The following is a 17,133-nucleotide window of genomic DNA, read 5'->3' on the forward strand; positions in this document are numbered from 1 at the left end:
GAAATCGAGAAAAAAACCGTGCGCTTCTTTCGTTTTACGAGCAGCTCGCTCAAATATGGATCATATGGACTCATCGCTATCCTACTTTGTATACTGACAGGCTGTGGTACAACGGAAAAAGCGCAGGCGGTCAGCACCACAGCCCAGGTCGCTGTCCTCTCTGGGTATGGCTGCGGCACGCCCTTCACACCTCCACCTGCAACCAGCGTCAATGAGACCCTGCTCTCGGGAGGGCTCTCCCGCCAATATCGTTTACATATTCCCCATACCTATCGCAGCACGCTCAAATATCCACTCGTATTGAGTTTTCATGGACATAGCGGCAATGCTCTCATGCAAGAACGCATCAGCGGCCTCTCTACGCTAGCGGAGCAAAAAAACTTTGTCGTGGCCTATCCCCAGGGTACCTTTGGCCCCGACCATCTGCGCGGATGGGACACGGGGCCGCGTAACTATCCCCATGTCGATGATGTGCGCTTTGTAAACGACTTGATTGGACACCTGGAGCAAACGCTCTGTATCGATCCCCATCGTATCTATGCCACGGGCTTTTCTAATGGAGGCTCGCTCACCAATATCCTCGCATGCAAGCTCGCTAACCGCATCGCGGCCGTGGCGATTGTTTCGGGAGGCATGCATCCCGTCGCGGGCGGCTGTACTCCACAACGCCCAATCTCTCTACTAGAGTTCCATGGCACGGGAGATCACATCGTCCCTTATAACGGCAACAGCGCCAATGATCAAGAGCCTCCCATTCACACCTGGCTCTCCCAATGGGTCGAGAGAGATGGCTGCCAGCCTACACCCACACCATTTTTTCAGCAGGGCGACGTCCTGGGTGAGCAATGGATGTCATGCCGCGCCCACACGGTAGTCATGCATTATCGCATCACTGGCGGTCAGCACACCTGGCCCAAAGGCAGTTTTGTTGACGAACAGGGGCAGAGATATGCCAGCGCGACAGATCTGATCTGGCACTTTCTCCAGGCCCACCCACTTACACTGCCGTCATAAAGCAAGCCAAATAGGCAGGCATACTGATGGCCTGGATTCCCTCCTGGCCCGCGGGTCCAGAGTGAAAGGCATTGTTGAGCGCGTTAAACAAGAATAACCTCTACCAGGCAGACGTGGTTGTGCTACAATAAAAAGACCTTTAATGTCGTAAAGCGAGGATAAGAAAACAGTGGCAGACAACTGGTTTGTACGTCTCTGGCAGAAACAACGCTTCAAGGTACTGACAATAGGAGCATCTCTCTACGTATTGCTCGTCTTGATCTTTCTGATAAGTCATGCCATTGCTCCTCAGCGCGTTGGTCTGCTCGCGCTGGCAGGAATCTTTGCGCCCTATCTCTTTGCGCCCCTCGTACTCCTCGTTCCCTTCTTGTTTCTACGTTTTACCGCGCTGCTACGCATTGCCTTTGCCATTGGTGTCATCCTCTTCGGTCTCTGCTTCTCGCCACGCCTGGGTGCTGGCAACGCTCAAAGCATCGAAGGAGGACGAACTATTACCGCCATGACCTGGAATTTCCTGGGCGACAACACACGGGGCGGCTATGTGCGCCAACTGATCAACACGCACCATCCCGACCTTATCGCCCTGCAAGAGGCGGACTGGAACGGAATCGATGAGGCTCAGGATATCTTACGGCAGTATCCTTATCACCTCTATGGCTCGGGAGAGGCACCGCCTGGCGAGGTCCTGCTCAGTACCCTTCCCATTCTGGATCATGGGCAGGTCACGGCCCCAGATGGTTCACGCGCAGTCTGGGATATTCCTCGTATTCTCTGGGCGCGCCTGGATTTAGGGCATGGACAAACGCTGCTCGTGGTCAACGCACACCCTATCTCATCCATCAACACGGTGTATGGCTGCCTCTTCTGTCCCCAGCGGCGCGATAGCCAGGTCAAGGCACTTCACCAGTTCTTGCAACCCTTCATTCAGCATGGCGAGCGGTTGCTCCTGCTGGGTGATATGAATACGACTGATCGCGAACCCGCCTATCAAGATCTCTCTGCCGGGCTACAGGACACGCACCTCCTCGTTGGCAAAGGTAGCGGCCATTCATGGGGCATTCGCGGGCTCAACCAGTATTGGGCCTTCTTGCGTATCGACTACATGTTCGTCACGCCCAAAGTCAAACCTCTCAGCCTCGATACCGATTGCACCTCGCGCGGTAGCGACCACTGCGTCTTGATCGGCAAATTCTCCACTTGATTGCCTCCCCTCCTTCGCGCCTGCGGCGCTCAGGGTAAGGTGCATGTGGAAAAATTGGCAACGCCCAATTTTTCCACATGCACCTTACCCTGATGACTCTATTGATGGTTATAAAACTCAACGCTCCAGCGCCATTCCTGATGATCGGGGGCGTTCCACCAGGCGCGTAAAATTCCAATTTCGCCACCCGGCAAGATCACTGGTAGGCCATATTCTGCCTCGGTTGGCCAGATCTCCTCGCGCGTGACCTGCCCTTCCTGAAGTTGAAGCCTGGTAATCGGTGTCCTTGCGGCGTGACGCTCCAGATTTCTTCCCCGCGCCAGCAGGTCCCCCTGGTCACTCCAGATATCAACTGAGAGGGAGAGTGGCGCCGCATGTACCAGCATGAACTCGGTCTTATCACAGCGCCCACGCGCAAAGGGCAGCCCTTGCGCCCCAGCACCAGGCATCCAGAGATCCCAGATCTGTCTTTCACCTTGTGACATAGCACATCCTCCAATGCTTGAGCAAGCGAAGAGAGCAGGTGTATTTATTCACCTACTATCATAAATATATGATTCATATCAAGGGTATGTGAAGGATATCGAGAACCAGCGACCATCTATTGATAATCTCTTGAGGTTCAACACGCACCTTCATACATTTTTTTGAGTGTCTATCAGATACATTAAAAGAGCACACATATCTCCTGCTTATAGCAGAGCCGAATGATAGTGAATCAAGATTTTCAGGCATGAATAAAAGGAGGTAGCGATGCGTACTATACAACAAATTCCCCAGGTCCCCATACAACTCAAGAGAAACTGGCGAGGCTACCTTATAGACAGCGCGCTGGCCATCGCCGGAGCCTTGCTATGTACCACGTTCATCTACGTCTTCCACCTCTATCCTACGATCCCCAACATTTCCGTGATCTATCTCCTGCTCATTCTGGCCCTGGCAAGTACGCGAGGCCGCTATGCAGCCCTGCTCGCGGCGCTGGTAGCTGTCTTCTCCTTTGACTTCTGGCTTGTTCCTCCCCTCTACACCTTGACTATCTCGCGCTGGGAGGAGGTACTGGCGCTCGTTGTCTTTCTAGTGGCGGCCTTGCTGACCGGGCAACTGGCTGGCGTCATGCGCCGCAGCATCCAGGAGGCCTGGCGACGCGAACGCGAGGCGCGTATCCTCTATGAAGTTGGGCGTGTGATTAATAGTACAGAACAACTTCCCGAACAATTGCAGAGCATTGCCTTGTCCATAGTCAGAGTCTTTGGGCCTTGGGGCGTGCAGGCATGCGCCCTGCTCATCCCCGATAAACAGGGCAACCTCACCCGCCAGGCAGAGGCCCCAATAAGCATCGAAGACTTCGCCCTCTCACCCTCAGAGCTTGCCTCTGCCAGCAAGCTCACGGGGCAGACGAGCCTGGAGAAGCCGCTCCCCTCCATCGCGCATCCCGAGGAGGGTCAGATCCTGCGTCTCATCCCGTTGCGTACACCTAGCCAGATCCTGGGCGTGCTCTGCCTGCGCCTCAAACATCCCATCCCCTGGCTGGCCGATGATCAACTCTTCCATGAAGAGGAGCGACGCCATACAGAGCGGGCCACCTTCTTCTGGGCCTTTCTTGACCAGGCCATCCTGGTCATCGAGCGCGCCCACTTCCGCATGCAAGCCCTCTCAGCTAATGAACAATAGCATTGAGCCGTGATAGCTCGACGCTGCGAAAGCGCGTCTACATATGGCACTAATGTAGACGCGCTTTCGCAGCGTCGAGCAACAGCCAATAAGCAAATCACTCATTTCTCACTCTATCCCCCACACCTCCCACCGTGCCTCCTGCTGCCTACCCATATGTCCTATCGAGTGCAAGTGAAGTGAAATATTCACCAATTTCGATAAATCTCTACCAAATAGCAACCATCTAGACACACTACAAACACCAAAATTACATAGACAAGCATCTATACTTTTTCTGGTGCCATTTCTGCTCTTCACTCTTTTTTAATACGACTCCTAGAGCTGGAGAACATTATGCCGAAAAATTCCTTTTTTCGTCGCATGCCTAGAGTGTTATTTGCCTCCACTGTTATGCTTGGCCTGCTAGCTAGCGTTACGCTAGGCACCGGTCAGGCGACTCACGCGGTTGGACATGTCAATCCAAATGCGGTCACCATCCACCCCCAGCATGTCTATGCGGGTAATGTCCAGGATAGTCGCACGTTCAGCTGTCAGTCTGCGACCGCGGCGGTTCGCTGCTACGGACCACAGCAGATTCGCACGGCATATAACATTCAATCCGTTCTTGATTCCGGTATCACGGGCAAGGGTCGCAGCATTGTGATCGTCGACGCCTTTAGCGCTCCGTCGATTGCCAGTGACCTGCAACTCTTCGACAAGACCTTTGGTCTTCAGGATGCGCCCCTCAATATCATCGCTCCTGATGGCCTAACGCCTTTTGATCCAAACGATGACAACCAGGTCGGCTGGTCCGGTGAGATCTCTCTGGATGTCGAGTGGGCACATGCTGTCGCTCCCGACGCCACGATCAACCTGGTCCTGGCCAAAACCAATAGCGATGAGGATATCCTCAGCGCGACCCGTTACGCGGTTGACCACAACCTGGGTGATGTGATCTCGCAGAGCTTTGGTGAGGGCGAGACCTGCGTCGATCCCAAGCTGCTCAAGAAAGAGCACCAGCTCTTCTTTGAGGCAACACAGAAGCACATCACGCTCTTTGCCTCTGCCGGTGACCAGGGTTCTTCGCAGCCCAGCTGCGATGGCTCCGGCAACTACTTCCTGAGCGCCTCTTCTCCCGCTACTGATCCCCTGGTGACCTCCGTTGGCGGCACTCAGCTCATCGCTGATCCCGTTACCGGCGCCTACCAGAGTGAGGTGGTCTGGAATGAGCCTCAGTTTGGTAGCGCGGGCGGCGGTGGCTTCAGCACCATCTACCACAAGCCGTTCTACCAGTATGGCATCCCCGGGATTAAAAACTTCCGTGGTGAGCCCGACGTCTCCTACAATGCCGCCATCAATGGTGGTGTACTGACCGTCTGGAGCGAGTCTGGCACACCTGGTGCGATCTACATCTTCGGTGGTACCAGCGCCGGGTCTCCCCAGTGGGCTGGCATCACTGCGCTTGGCGCGCAGAAGGCCAACCATCGCCTGGGCTTCCTCAATCCCGCTTTCTATCTGATCGGACATACGTCGTTCGCCAAGCAGGTCTTCCACGACACCACGGTTGGCGATAACGGCTATTCCTATCAGGATGCCAACGGGAACACGGTCACCATTCCTGGCTATAGCGCCACGAAGGGCTGGGACGCGGCAACCGGTTGGGGCACCCCCGACGTCTCCAAACTCCTGTCCGTGCTTATACCATACTCCTGCGGCGAGAACAATGCCGCAAACATTGCTTCACTACACTAATGTAATAGGCTTCTTAAAGAAGAGCAAAAGGCCCACACAGAGAAGCGGAGGACTCGCCAACGAGTCCTCCGCTTCTCTGTGTTCTCTGCCGCCTGCCCGACGCTGCAAAAGCACGCGTCGGACCACACATTTCTCTATCGGAATATGAGTAAACTACCGTTCTGCCTGATTATTGCGCACTTATTTGGTTAGAAACGCGACTATACTAGCAGCTCATCAAGTAGCTCGCAAAGTCTTTGTTCCCCAGGCAGATATAGCAGAACACAAAATACGCTCATTTTAAATTCCATTGACATATAACGATTTAAAAGATAAAATCAATGTTTAAGGCTGTTCTTTATAGTAGAAAGAGAGTATGGCATGACCACAAACGACTCCCTCAATCCACAGGACGTCCCCATGCTTGGCCATGAAAAAGCCCAGTTGACCGGCTTGTTTGGCGCCGAATATACCTGTCCGGTCTGTCACAAGGTGATCATCTCTCTCGCAGGCAACGAAATCCAGGTTAACAAGAGCCATGTAAAAGTGGAACAGGATGCCAACGGAGAAATCTCCCTCTTGCTCTACCATCGACCTGACTCCGGCAATTTTGTTCCGGCCAAGGTTCTTGAGAAGCCCTTTCTTGTCATAAAATCCTCCAACATTACCTCATTCTAAATCCACCCAGGGTGCAACTTTGGTGTGACTCCTCGCGCCTATAGCGCTCGCCTGGGTAGGGGAGTGTGGTGCAGGTTTGCAGCCGCTGGCTGCAAACCTGCACCACACTCGATAGATAAGCTCCGCCTATTGTCAATCTGCACCACACTTGATGGATAAGCTCCGTCGAGTGCAAACCTGCACTACACTCGATGGATAAGCTCCGTCGAGTGCAAACCTGCACTACACTTGATGGATAAGCTCCGTCGAGTGCAAACCTGCACTACACTTGATGGATAAGCTTCGCTGGTGCAAGGGAGGAGGCAAAACTTATGCCTGGCATTAGTTAATATTCGTGTGCAATTAGGTCTTATTTCCCTCGTTCACTTCATGACAGGACATGCATGGCATCCAGAAAGTGATACGAGGGAGGCTCCAATGATTGATCGCATCACGCCTGACGAAAGCACACAGAGAGGACAACACCACCCACCTCAAAGCTCACAACACGAAAACCACCAACATCCAGAACATCTCCAGAAGCTCCCCGTTACCTTTACGCCCCTCATCGGGCGTGAGCAGGACCTGGCTATGGTCACAGCGTTGCTACAACGTCCAGAAGTGCGCTTACTAACGCTTCTAGGTACCGGCGGGATAGGCAAGACTCGCCTGTCCATAGAGGTAGCGTCCTCTCTCCAAAACGACTTCGAGGATGGGATCTGCTTTGTCTCGCTGGCCATGCTCAGCGATTCCTCTTTCGTCCTGCCCGCTATCGCCCAGGAACTGGGTATTCAGGAGTTGGCCGAGCAGCAACTCTCCGAGCAGATTAAAGGGGTCCTCTCGACCAGGCAGCTCTTGCTCATATTGGACAACTTTGAGCATGTCTCTGCCGCCGCGCCCCTGCTGGTAGAATTACTCACGGTCTGTCCCCAACTCAAACTCCTGGTCACCAGCCGCGCCGTGCTCCATCTACAGTGCGAGTATGAGTACCAGGTTCCCCCACTCGCGATACCGGAGAGCGAACAGCTCCCCGCTCTCAACACACTGGCCCACAACGCTGCCGTAGCCCTCTTTCTCCAGCGCGCCCAGGCCATTCGACCACATTTCAAATTGACGAATGAGAATGCGCCAGCTATCGCGGAGATCTGTAAGCGACTGGACGGCTTGCCCCTGGCCATCGAGCTGGCGGCGTCGCGCGTCAAACTCCTTCCACCACAGGCGCTCCTCAATCGCATGGAGCAGCGCTTCTCGCTTCTAATTCACAACGTCCTGGATGCACCAGGCAGGCAGCACACGCTGGAGGCCACCATCGCCTGGAGTTATGATCTCTTAAACGATGAGGAACAGCAACTCTTTCGCTACCTCTCGGTCTTTACGGGTGGCTGCTCGCTGGAGACAATCGAAGCCATTGCCAGGCCCTTACAAAACAAAACATCTGTGATCTTACAACTCGTTGGCTCACTGCTCGACAAGAGCCTGCTCCTACAAATCGAGCAACAGGGCGAGTCGCGTATCTCCATGCTCGAGACGCTGCGTGAATACGGCCAGGAGCGCCTGCGCGAGCAGGGCGAACTGGAGCCAGCCCGGCGTGCTCATGCTCTACACTATCTCAAGCTGGCACAGGAGGCCGAGCCTCACCTCAAGGGCGCGCAACAGCTTGTATGGATGAGGCGCCTGACCCACGAGCAGGAGAATATCCGCGCCGCCCTGGGCTGGTTAATTGAGCAGGAAGAGATCGAGCTTATGCTAAGCTTCTGTGCCGCGTTGGGCTGGTTCTGGCACCTGCGCGGTCATTGGAATGAGGGACGCCGCTGGCTGGAGGCCGCGCTGGTGCTTCCACGAGCCGAGCTGCCCTCCGCCACACGCGCGACTGTGCTCTACAGCGCCGGAGACCTGGCCTACTATCAGGATGACTATGCCGTAGCCCGCGCCCGCTTTGAGGAGTGCATTGCCCTCTGCCGCAGCTTAGACCGCAAAAGCGAACTCGCCAGTGCCCTGGGAGCAGCGGGTATGCTGCTCCACATCCAGGGGGAAACCGAGGCAGCCCGCCCCTTCTTAGAGGAGAGTGAGCACCTCTGCCGTACCTTCGACCTGCGCTGGGAGCTTGCCCACCTGCTACGAAAACTGGGCCGTATTGCCTGGGGTCTGGGCGCGCTGACTGAGGCAGCGGCCTATACAGAAGAGGGCCTCAAGCTCGCCCAACAGCTCGGAGATTTCTCTCTCGCCGCCATGACCTATTCCACTTTATCGGCAATCGCCATGCGCCAGGGCGATCTCACTCAGGCCGCCAAACTCACGCGAGAGAGCCTCACACTCGCACGCACCCTGGATGATAAAGCCCTCATCGCGACGGCGGTCCAGAACCTGGGATATCTCGCCATCCAGGAGCGCAACCTCACCGAGGCCTCCGCCCTGGCACAGGAGGCACTAACCCTTTTCCGCGAGCTGGGCGACAAAACGTTTGTAACGATCGCCCTGCATAGCCTGGGCGACGTCTACATGTTACAAGGAGATAGGCAGCAGGCCGCCGCCGCCTACCAGGAAGGCTTGACCCTGGCCGAAGAGATAGGCAATGCGATCCAGGCGGGCTGGCACCTCATCGCCCTGGCGAAAATTGCCGCCGCCGAGGATCGCTTCCAGCAAGCCGCCCGTCTGCTAGGCACGGCCACGGTGAAGATAGATGTCAGCGTCCATATGAATGGCGCTGAGCGCGCAGAGTATGAGCAGTTGGTGCAAAGCATACGCACGCACTTAGGGGAGAAGAAATACACCAGCGAGCTACTCGCGGGAAAGAGTTCGGGTACGGAGCAACCCACCAGACACACGGAGCAAGGCGCAGTCATCCAGCCCCCAGCGGACGAACCAGCACCTTATCCCGCCGGGCTTACCGCCCGCGAAGTAGATATCCTCCGCCTGGTCGCCCAGGGCCTGACCGATGCTCAGGTGGCGGAGAAGCTTATCATCAGCCGGCGCACCGTGAACTGGCACCTGACCTCTATCTACAGCAAGCTGGCCGTCTCATCACGCACCGCCGCCACCCGCTACGCCATCGAACACCAGCTCACCTGATAGATGTCAAAGGTAAGGACGTGGTGGTGGACCAGCTCTATCAGTCCACCACCACGTCCTTACCTTGCATTCTTCCATGCTGCTTTTCTTCTTGAATCCTCTATCATCCAAATTGCCTACTAATACACTTTTATATTGACATTCACCTTTTTCACCATTATAGTGAGCACACTATTATGAATGGAAGGTGGAAGTGTCATGATTCATCCTCAACTGCATGCACTCTATCATGGTCGCATGAACGAAGAGCAGCAAGCCATCATCTCCCACAAAGAGGGGCCGCTGCTGGTCATCGCTGGTCCAGGCTCTGGTAAAACTCATAGCCTTACCCTGCTGGCGATGAATTTACTCCTCTCGGGAGAGGCCACGCCCTCCCAACTGATCCTCTGCACCTATACCGAGAAGGCCGCTCTCGAGATGCAGGATCGCCTGGCAGGTATCGCCAAAGCGGTTGATTATCGAGCAGATCTCTCACAGCTCAAAATTGATACCATCCATGGCCTCTGCAACCGCCTGGTCGAGGAGCATCTCCACCATACCCCGCTGGGCAATGACTATGAAATCCTCAATCAGTTCACCCAGCCACTCCTGATCTTTGAGCATCTAACAGAAATCTGTCACGGACAGACACTCCCCTTTTTTGTGGACCTGTGGGGTAACCACTGGCAGGTCGCCAAACACCTGGGCAAATACTTCGATAAGATCACAGAGGAGCTGATCTTTGAGCAACTCAAAGACTATGTCAAGCAATTTCCGCGTCCCACCAGCGAGCGCGCTAAATTCCTCTATGCCCTGACTTATGCCTATAAGAATTACCAGCAGCTTCTCACAATGACCAACCGCGTGGACTTTGCCCACCTGCAGAAATGCGCCTATAACCTGCTGCAGAAGCGACCAGAGATCATCCAGGGCCTACGCTACATTCTTGTCGACGAATATCAGGATACCAACTACATTCAGGAGCAAATTCTGCTCACGCTCGCACGCGCCACAGAGAGCCACAACCTGGTTGTGGTGGGAGATGAAGACCAGGCCCTCTACCGCTTCCGTGGCGCCACCGTACGCAACATCCTGGAATTCACCGCCAGGAGCGAGTTCGCCGGCGCCTGCGTCCAATACCATCTGACGACGAACTACCGCTCCCATCCGCAGATCATTGATTTCTATAATCGCTGGATGCGAACACTTGATTGGAGAAATGACGAGCACGATAGGCTCTCGCGCACAGAAAAGATCATTCAGGCCGATCCACAGGCAGCCTTCTCCGACTATCCATCTGTCCTGACACTTCAGAATGTAGACGTCAAGCAAGAGGCAGAACAACTGGCTGAACTCATTTACACACTTAAAGAGCAAGGGCGCATTTCGGACTATAACCAGGTGGCCTTCCTGCTGTATAGCGTGCGCTCTTACATGAGCGAAACCTATATCGAGGCCTTTCACAAACGAGGTATCGCGGTACATTGTCCTCGCGCCAGACAATACTTCGAGCAAGAAGAGATCCGCTTGATCATTGCCTGCTTCGCCTACCTGCTCGATTATGATGGCATACACCAGGATACTGTTATGGAGTATAGCGCCTTCCCAGGCTACGTCCGCGCCTGCTTGCAACAACTCCACACTCACCCCACGCTAGTACAGGTCCTCCAGCCCCTGAAAGAGGAGGTGGCACACATCATAGAGGTAAGGGAGCAACCAGGCAAACAACTACTCGACTACTTTTACCTTCTGCTCTTTCACCCCGCATTCTCCGGCTTCCTCGCTAAGGAGACGCAGCGCGCCAACCTGGTAGCCTTTTCACAGCACCTGGCAACCTTCCACAGGTATTATCGCGATACGTCTCCCGACATGTCAGCGCTTGAACAAGCCCGTGCGCGCTTCATGCACGCCTTTCTCTGCCTGCTCTACGAAAACGAGGCCAATCTACCAGAGGATCCCAACCTGCTCTTCCCCTCTGACCATGTACAGATGATGACGATTCACCAGGCCAAGGGCCTGGAGTTTCCCGTCGTGATCGTGGGGCGTCTCGACAAGGCCTCTTCCCTCTCCAGGGATGAATATAAGAATGAAAATAAACACCTGCAAGGCTTCTATCACCGTAAGCCCTTTGAAGCTGAGGAGAAGATCGCTACCTTCGACTTCCGCCGCCTCTACTATGTCGCCTTCTCACGCGCCAAACACCTCCTCATCCTTACCGCCAAAAGGCAACCACACGTAGAGTTCACCACTATCTGGCGTAGCGCCCCTGAGAGCGCCTCTGTCCGTGATAGACTACGTCTTATGCCACGTACAGAGGCAGAACCACACACAGCGCTCAAGCCTCGCTATAGCTTTACCGGGCACATCCGGCTCTACGCCACCTGCCCACGCCGCTTTCAGTTCTTTCGCCAGTTTAACTTTGTCCCTCGGCGCGCGACCGAGCCCTTCACAGGCCTTATCGTCCACCACACCCTTGAGCACATTCACCGCCTGGTCCTTGAGCAACCACACACGAACCTCGACGATACACAGCTTACACGTATTTTCGAGCGCACCCTGGGCTTTCTGACGGCAACCAGCCTGGACCCCAGCGATACCAGCCAGAATGAGAAAGCCCTGCACCAGGTCCTCAACTACGTCCATACAAACCAGGGCACGCTCAAAATGATCGCAGGCGCCGAAGACAGGTTTCGCGTGGAGAAAGAGCGCTATATCCTCACAGGCAAGATCGACCTGCTTCTACATGGCACGCATGGCCTCGACATCATGGACTTTAAGACCAGCAAACGGCCAGAGAAGGATACGGACTACCTGGCATTCTACAAGCAACAACTCTATCTGTACGCCTCCGCCCTCCAGGCGCGCACCGGGCAGGCCCCCAGACGCCTCTTCCTCTACTGGACCGCCGAGGAACACAAAAAAGATGCCCTCATGGAAATCCCCTATACCCCCACCCACATCCAGGAGGCCAATGACTACGTTGAGGAGGTTGTGACACACATCCAGCGACAAGACTTTGCCATCCAGCAGCTCCCCCGTCCCGGCGTCTGCAAGGCTTGCGACGTCCGCCACCTCTGCCGGAGAGAGCGGATCATTTAGAGCAATTCCCCCTCTCTCCAATTAAGGAGGGCATCCCCTTTGTAGCGAAAGGGGATGCCCTCCTTAAGCAGAAGCATAAAAAGATAATATCGTGTACTTATCTTTTTGCCGTCATTTTCCAGAAAGATAGCCTCTTTTTTGTAGACCATTTACGCATATAGCAACGCACACATTCGCCCAAAATGACTATATAAGCCCTTTGTTTTTGCCCTGGCAATAGAATGTTTTGTATACTACCCTAAAAGTAAACTGGGCATGACTTATCATTTCACACCTGTAGCACTTTGAAAGAGGGACGCAACTGCTGAGAATTGGAAAACCCCACAAAAACATTTTCTGTCGGAGAAAGGATTCAGAAGATAGATAAGAGGAGCAATTCGATGGGTGGAAGGAAAACCAACCAGGCACAATTCAACACCTTACTAAAAAATGCACGTTTAGAACATCACTTATCACAACAGGAGGTGGCCGCGCTCATTGGCGCACCACACGCCTATATGATTAGTCGCTGGGAGAATGGCGCATCCTCCCCAAGCTCCTACTATGGGGAGAGGCTCTGCAAGCTCTTCAAAAAAAGTTTGCAAGAATTAGGCCTGCTCAGGCCAATTCAGGCCCATCTCATACATCCTCTCTCCACCACAATCTATGATCCTATGCTCCCCAGTCGCTTAACCAGTGATATCCCACTTGTGGGAAGAGACGCCCTCTTACAACGCCTGAAAGAGTTCTTACAGCCAACCTCCCCTCACCGCTCCACACGCCTCGTCCTGCATGGCCTTCCCGGTGTAGGAAAAACCACTCTCGCGATGGAGCTCGCCGCTCATGAAGAGATACGCTCCTGGTTTCCCGATGGTATTCTCTGGGCCGGACTCGGACCTCGCGGACAGGCACTGACGGTGCTTAATCGATGGGGCAATCTTCTATCCCTCAATGAGCAGGAATGTCGCTCACTGCATACCTTGCAAGACTGGACCCAGCGGCTGCACGCTCTTATTGGAGAGCGGCGCCTGCTTTTTATCATCGATGACGTCTGGGATATAACAGAGGCCACCTACTGCATCATCGGGAATACACACAGCGCCTGCATCCTCACAACACGTTTACCCGAAATCGCGTACACGCTTGGAGGTGAGGTCATCCAGGTTCCTGAATTAAATGAGCAGGAGAGTCTGCAACTACTACAGCATATGATCCCCATCCTCCATAACACAGCACAAACAGAGATACAAGAACTCGCCCATGCTGTCGGCGGGCTCCCCCTGGCGCTCACCCTGATAGGTAGTTACCTGCTAATACAGACACGACACCAGCAATCTCGTCGCACCCAGCAAGCCCTCTCACGTCTCAAGCAGGTTGAGCACCGCCTGAATTTGACCCAACCTGGCATTCGAATCTCCAGACTCGGCTCGGACGCGCTCCACGAGACAGACGTCAGTCTGCAAGCCGTCATCGAGATGAGCATCTCCATTTTGGAGAAAACAGAACGCGAGGCGCTCTATGCCCTGGCACTCTTCCCTCCCAAACCCAATACCTTCTCAGAGGAGGCGGCGCTCGCGGTCACAGCAACAGTGCCAGAGGTGCTTGATCGCCTGGTTGATGTAGGATTATTGGAAGTTCATGAGCACGAACGCTATCAACTCCATCAAAGCATCATCGACTATGCACGCATGCACTCTGCTGAAAGCCAGGCCAGAGATCGTTTGAGCAAATATTTCTTCCAGCTCCTCGAGAGCCCTACCCATGGACACTATGCCCTTTACCTGGAAATAGAAAATATACGTACCGCCTTTGAGTATGCCTATGAGCCAGAGACATATGCCTTGTTCGCCCACGCTGTACTTAACAGCGCCCCTCTCTTCATGAAGCACGGCCTGTTCTCCCAGGCACAAGAGCTCCTCCTCAAAGCGAGCAGCGTTTTTACAGAAGAACATGAGCAGATCAACCAGGCTCGCGTGTTGTGCCACCTCGCCTCTCTCTCCCGCATTCTTGCCCACTATTCAGACGTTGACACCTATGCCCAGGCCTGTCTCACCTTAATGGAGAAGCATGATCACCAGCATGAAATAGTCACTACGGCGCTCTCCTGCCTGGGCCATAGCGCTATTGTCAGGGGAGAGTATGCTGTAGCTGAAGCCTACTTACAGCAAGGGCTGGCAGTCAGCCGCCATCTTCCACCGGTCACTTCGACCTGCCACATACTCAGACTCCTGGCAGTCATTTTAGATTACCAGGGTAAACTAGCGCAGGCAGAACACTATTTTCAGGAAGGACTCGAAATCGCACGCACGCTTTCAGAACATGAAGCCCTCATCTCACTCTTAGGCTCGGCGGGCGTCTATATGACTACGCATGGCCGCTACGCTGAGGCAGAGCAGCTTTTAAGTGAAGGGTTCGCACTGGCGCAACAGATCGGCCTCCGCGCGGAAATTTGTCACTTTCTCCTCGACCTGGGAGACCTGGCCTTCAGTCAGGATGACCTGGCGCAAGCTGAGAGTCGCTGGCAGGAAAGCCTCACCTACGCACGTCAGATGCAGCTTCAGCAAGCGACCAGTGTGCTCCTGCAAAACCTGGGGTTACTTGAAATCAGGCGTGGGAGAGATGACGCCCAGGCCTTAGCCTATTTAACAGAAGGTTTAGAGATCGCCCAGGCCAAGCCTTATCCTGATACCGTCAGTGGCATCTATTGTGCCATGGGCGATATCTACCTCAAGCAAGGCAAGAGAAGTGAGGCTCTCCAGGCCTATCAGCAGGCACGAGCGAATGCCCCGGCCGGTCACCAGATCAACATGGCCAGCGCCCTCTTCGGCCTGGCCCAGGTCTATGCGCTACACGGGGAGAGAGCACTCGCCCACGACTACGGCAACCAGAGCTATCATCTCTTCAGAGAAGCAAAGGCCCCTCAGAGCGCGCAGGTAAAATACTGGCTGCAACACAACAATCTACCATTGTTGGAAGCCTGGTAAGCGAGCGATCTAGAGGTCAACCGTTCCATTCATGATGATCAATAGAATGGCGTCTGCCATCTCTTCCCTTGGCAGCACCAGTTCCTCCTGGCTCCATTGGATCGCCGGCCCCAGGATCGACCAGCTGACGATGCGAGCTGTCGTTTCTAGCCGTGTAGCCTCCTGGGCGCTCGCTCCCCTCCGCTGCTTGAGCCAGGTGAAGAGCAGATGCGTCAGCTCCTCGTGCGTAGCTCGTTCAAGGAGTGGCGCCAGGACATGTGAGGAATGCTGCTGATGGTGGTACTTCTGCTCAAAGCTCTCCAGCAAAGCCAGGATCAGCAGCCGCAAGGATTTCCTGTCCCAGGCAGCTGTGACAGGAAGCGCCTCTGTCAGCATCAGGCAAAACTGCTCGCGCGCCACAGCGTCCGCCAGCATATACTTATCCGCGAAATGCAGATAAAAGGTGCCTCGATTGACATTGGCCCGCTCCGTCACGTCCTGAATACTCAGCGCGAGGAAGCCCTTTTCTGTTCCTCGGATACCCGTCGTCGTATGGCCCTTTTCACGTATAGCGTCCTTAAACGCCTGCTGCAACACCTCGCGTGTACGCTGGACACGCCGATCGACATGCCGTTTCTGCGTCGCCATCGCGCCTCCTCTCTCTGTCTTCCTGCCAGCACTCCGCTGCGTTTCTCAACAGTTTCGCTCATGTGTTCATTATTCAACAAAAAGGCTTTTTTGCGCATTGCTTGCGAAAGCATCGGGCCTTAGTATTATAGACAGCTGCTATACCTTCAGGCAACTGAGGAATGCCAGCCAGAAGAATCTTATTACACAACATTGACAAGGAGCAGGACATGCAGTCATTCATACTTACGCACGAAGCCATTACATCTTCTTACACACACGCCAGTGAGACACTCGCTGAGATCGCTCAAGCCTACTTCCTACTTGGCAGACTCAAGGACGCCCGGCACCTGCTTTCCACTGCGCTGCGCCTGCTAGAGGCGAGGGAGGCGACGCCACAGCCACGCCTCAGGCTCTTACTTCTCTATAGCCAGGTCCTCATCGTCGACCACTTGCTTACACGTGGGGAGACAGAGCTCATGTTCTCGATCATTAGCCAGGCCCAACAGGTCGCCGAAGCCATTCAAGATCCCCAGGGCCGCGCAGACGCCCTGAGCCTGCTCGGGCAGGCCCACTGCAATGCCACGACTATCGCAAGCTTGAAGAGCGGCGTTTCGCCCTTTGTTCCACAAGGGCAAGGGAGATACGACGAGGAGCTTACCACGGCCCTTACCTATCAACGACAGGCTCTGCAACAACGTGAGGCGCTCAACGATACACGCGGGATCAGCGAGTCCTACTTCCTAATTGGCCTGGTGCATGAGCGCTGGTGCCTGGATGAGCAGGCTCAAGACTACTACGCCAGGGCCAGCCAGGTAGCCGAGGAATCTGGACACGCCTTTGAAAGGACCGAGCCCGCCCGTCACAAGGCATTGCACGCCTTAAAGCAAGGCCATCTGGAGCAGGCCCTCCCTCTAGCCCTACAAGCACTCAAGCTACGCGAAGAGGCCCAATTCCGCCCCTACCAGCCCCTGGATCACCTGCTCATCAGGGACATCTATCTCGCCAGGGGAGACACCGCCAAGGCGCAGCAACATACCGAGGCCGCTTCCGCCATAGCCGCAGAAATGGGAATGGAAACACTCGTGGCCTCCATGCCCAATATACGCGATGTACTCACAGCCAAACACAAGGAAGAGTAGATACAACGCGGAAGAAATC

11 protein-coding genes are annotated in these 17,133 nt (G+C 54.7%); 9 read left to right on the forward strand and 2 right to left on the reverse strand.

The annotated features are described in order from the left end of the window. Positions 1-18: 18 nt before the first annotated feature. Both JMJ16_RS20235 and JMJ16_RS20240 read left to right on the forward strand, forming a co-directional pair. The gene (locus JMJ16_RS20235; protein WP_201384418.1) at positions 19-1,014 is read left to right on the forward strand and encodes a PHB depolymerase family esterase; all 996 of its coding nucleotides are present in this window, start codon (positions 19-21) and stop codon (positions 1,012-1,014) included. A 169-nt stretch (positions 1,015-1,183) separates the two neighbouring features. After that, a complete protein-coding gene (locus tag JMJ16_RS20240; RefSeq protein ID WP_201384420.1) occupies positions 1,184-2,215 on the forward strand; it encodes an endonuclease/exonuclease/phosphatase family protein in 1,032 nt (343 codons plus the stop codon). Between the two features lie 98 nt (positions 2,216-2,313). Here JMJ16_RS20240 and JMJ16_RS20245 read toward each other — a convergent pair whose 3' ends face one another. Then, on the reverse strand, positions 2,314-2,700 hold the full coding sequence (locus JMJ16_RS20245) for a hypothetical protein (protein ID WP_201384422.1): 387 nt from the start codon (positions 2,698-2,700) through the stop codon (positions 2,314-2,316). 268 nt (positions 2,701-2,968) lie between these two features. Here JMJ16_RS20245 and JMJ16_RS20250 point away from each other — a divergent pair, with 268 nt between their 5' ends. From JMJ16_RS20250 to JMJ16_RS20275, 6 genes are all read left to right on the forward strand, one after another. Then, positions 2,969-3,886, forward strand: a complete 918-nt coding sequence (locus JMJ16_RS20250) for a DUF4118 domain-containing protein (RefSeq protein ID WP_201384424.1) — start codon at positions 2,969-2,971, stop codon at positions 3,884-3,886. Between the two features lie 336 nt (positions 3,887-4,222). Next, a complete protein-coding gene (locus JMJ16_RS20255) occupies positions 4,223-5,620 on the forward strand; it encodes a S8 family serine peptidase (protein WP_201384426.1) in 1,398 nt (465 codons plus the stop codon). Between the two features lie 360 nt (positions 5,621-5,980). Continuing rightward, entirely contained in the window at positions 5,981-6,277 is a 297-nt protein-coding gene (locus JMJ16_RS20260) for a hypothetical protein (RefSeq protein ID WP_201384428.1), read from the forward strand. 417 nt (positions 6,278-6,694) lie between these two features. Next, complete coding sequence (locus JMJ16_RS20265) at positions 6,695-9,325, forward strand: tetratricopeptide repeat protein (protein WP_201384430.1); 2,631 nt, start codon at positions 6,695-6,697, stop codon at positions 9,323-9,325. Between the two features lie 198 nt (positions 9,326-9,523). After that, positions 9,524-12,403 (forward strand): ATP-dependent DNA helicase, encoded by a 2,880-nt coding sequence (locus JMJ16_RS20270; protein WP_201384432.1) that lies wholly within the window; start codon positions 9,524-9,526, stop codon positions 12,401-12,403. Positions 12,404-12,783: 380 nt separating this feature from the next. After that, positions 12,784-15,366 carry an NB-ARC domain-containing protein gene (locus JMJ16_RS20275; RefSeq protein WP_201384434.1) on the forward strand — a complete coding sequence of 861 codons (2,583 nt, stop codon included), beginning with the start codon at positions 12,784-12,786 and terminating at the stop codon, positions 15,364-15,366. Between the two features lie 9 nt (positions 15,367-15,375). Here JMJ16_RS20275 and JMJ16_RS20280 read toward each other — a convergent pair whose 3' ends face one another. Further along, complete coding sequence (locus JMJ16_RS20280; RefSeq protein WP_201384439.1) at positions 15,376-15,993, reverse strand: TetR/AcrR family transcriptional regulator; 618 nt, start codon at positions 15,991-15,993, stop codon at positions 15,376-15,378. A gap of 209 nt (positions 15,994-16,202) precedes the next feature. Between JMJ16_RS20280 and JMJ16_RS20285 the strand changes: the two genes are divergently transcribed. Beyond that, positions 16,203-17,114, forward strand: a complete 912-nt coding sequence (locus JMJ16_RS20285; RefSeq protein WP_201384441.1) for a hypothetical protein — start codon at positions 16,203-16,205, stop codon at positions 17,112-17,114. The last annotated feature ends 19 nt before the right edge of the window (positions 17,115-17,133 follow it).

Source organism: Ktedonobacter sp. SOSP1-52 (assembly GCF_016587395.1).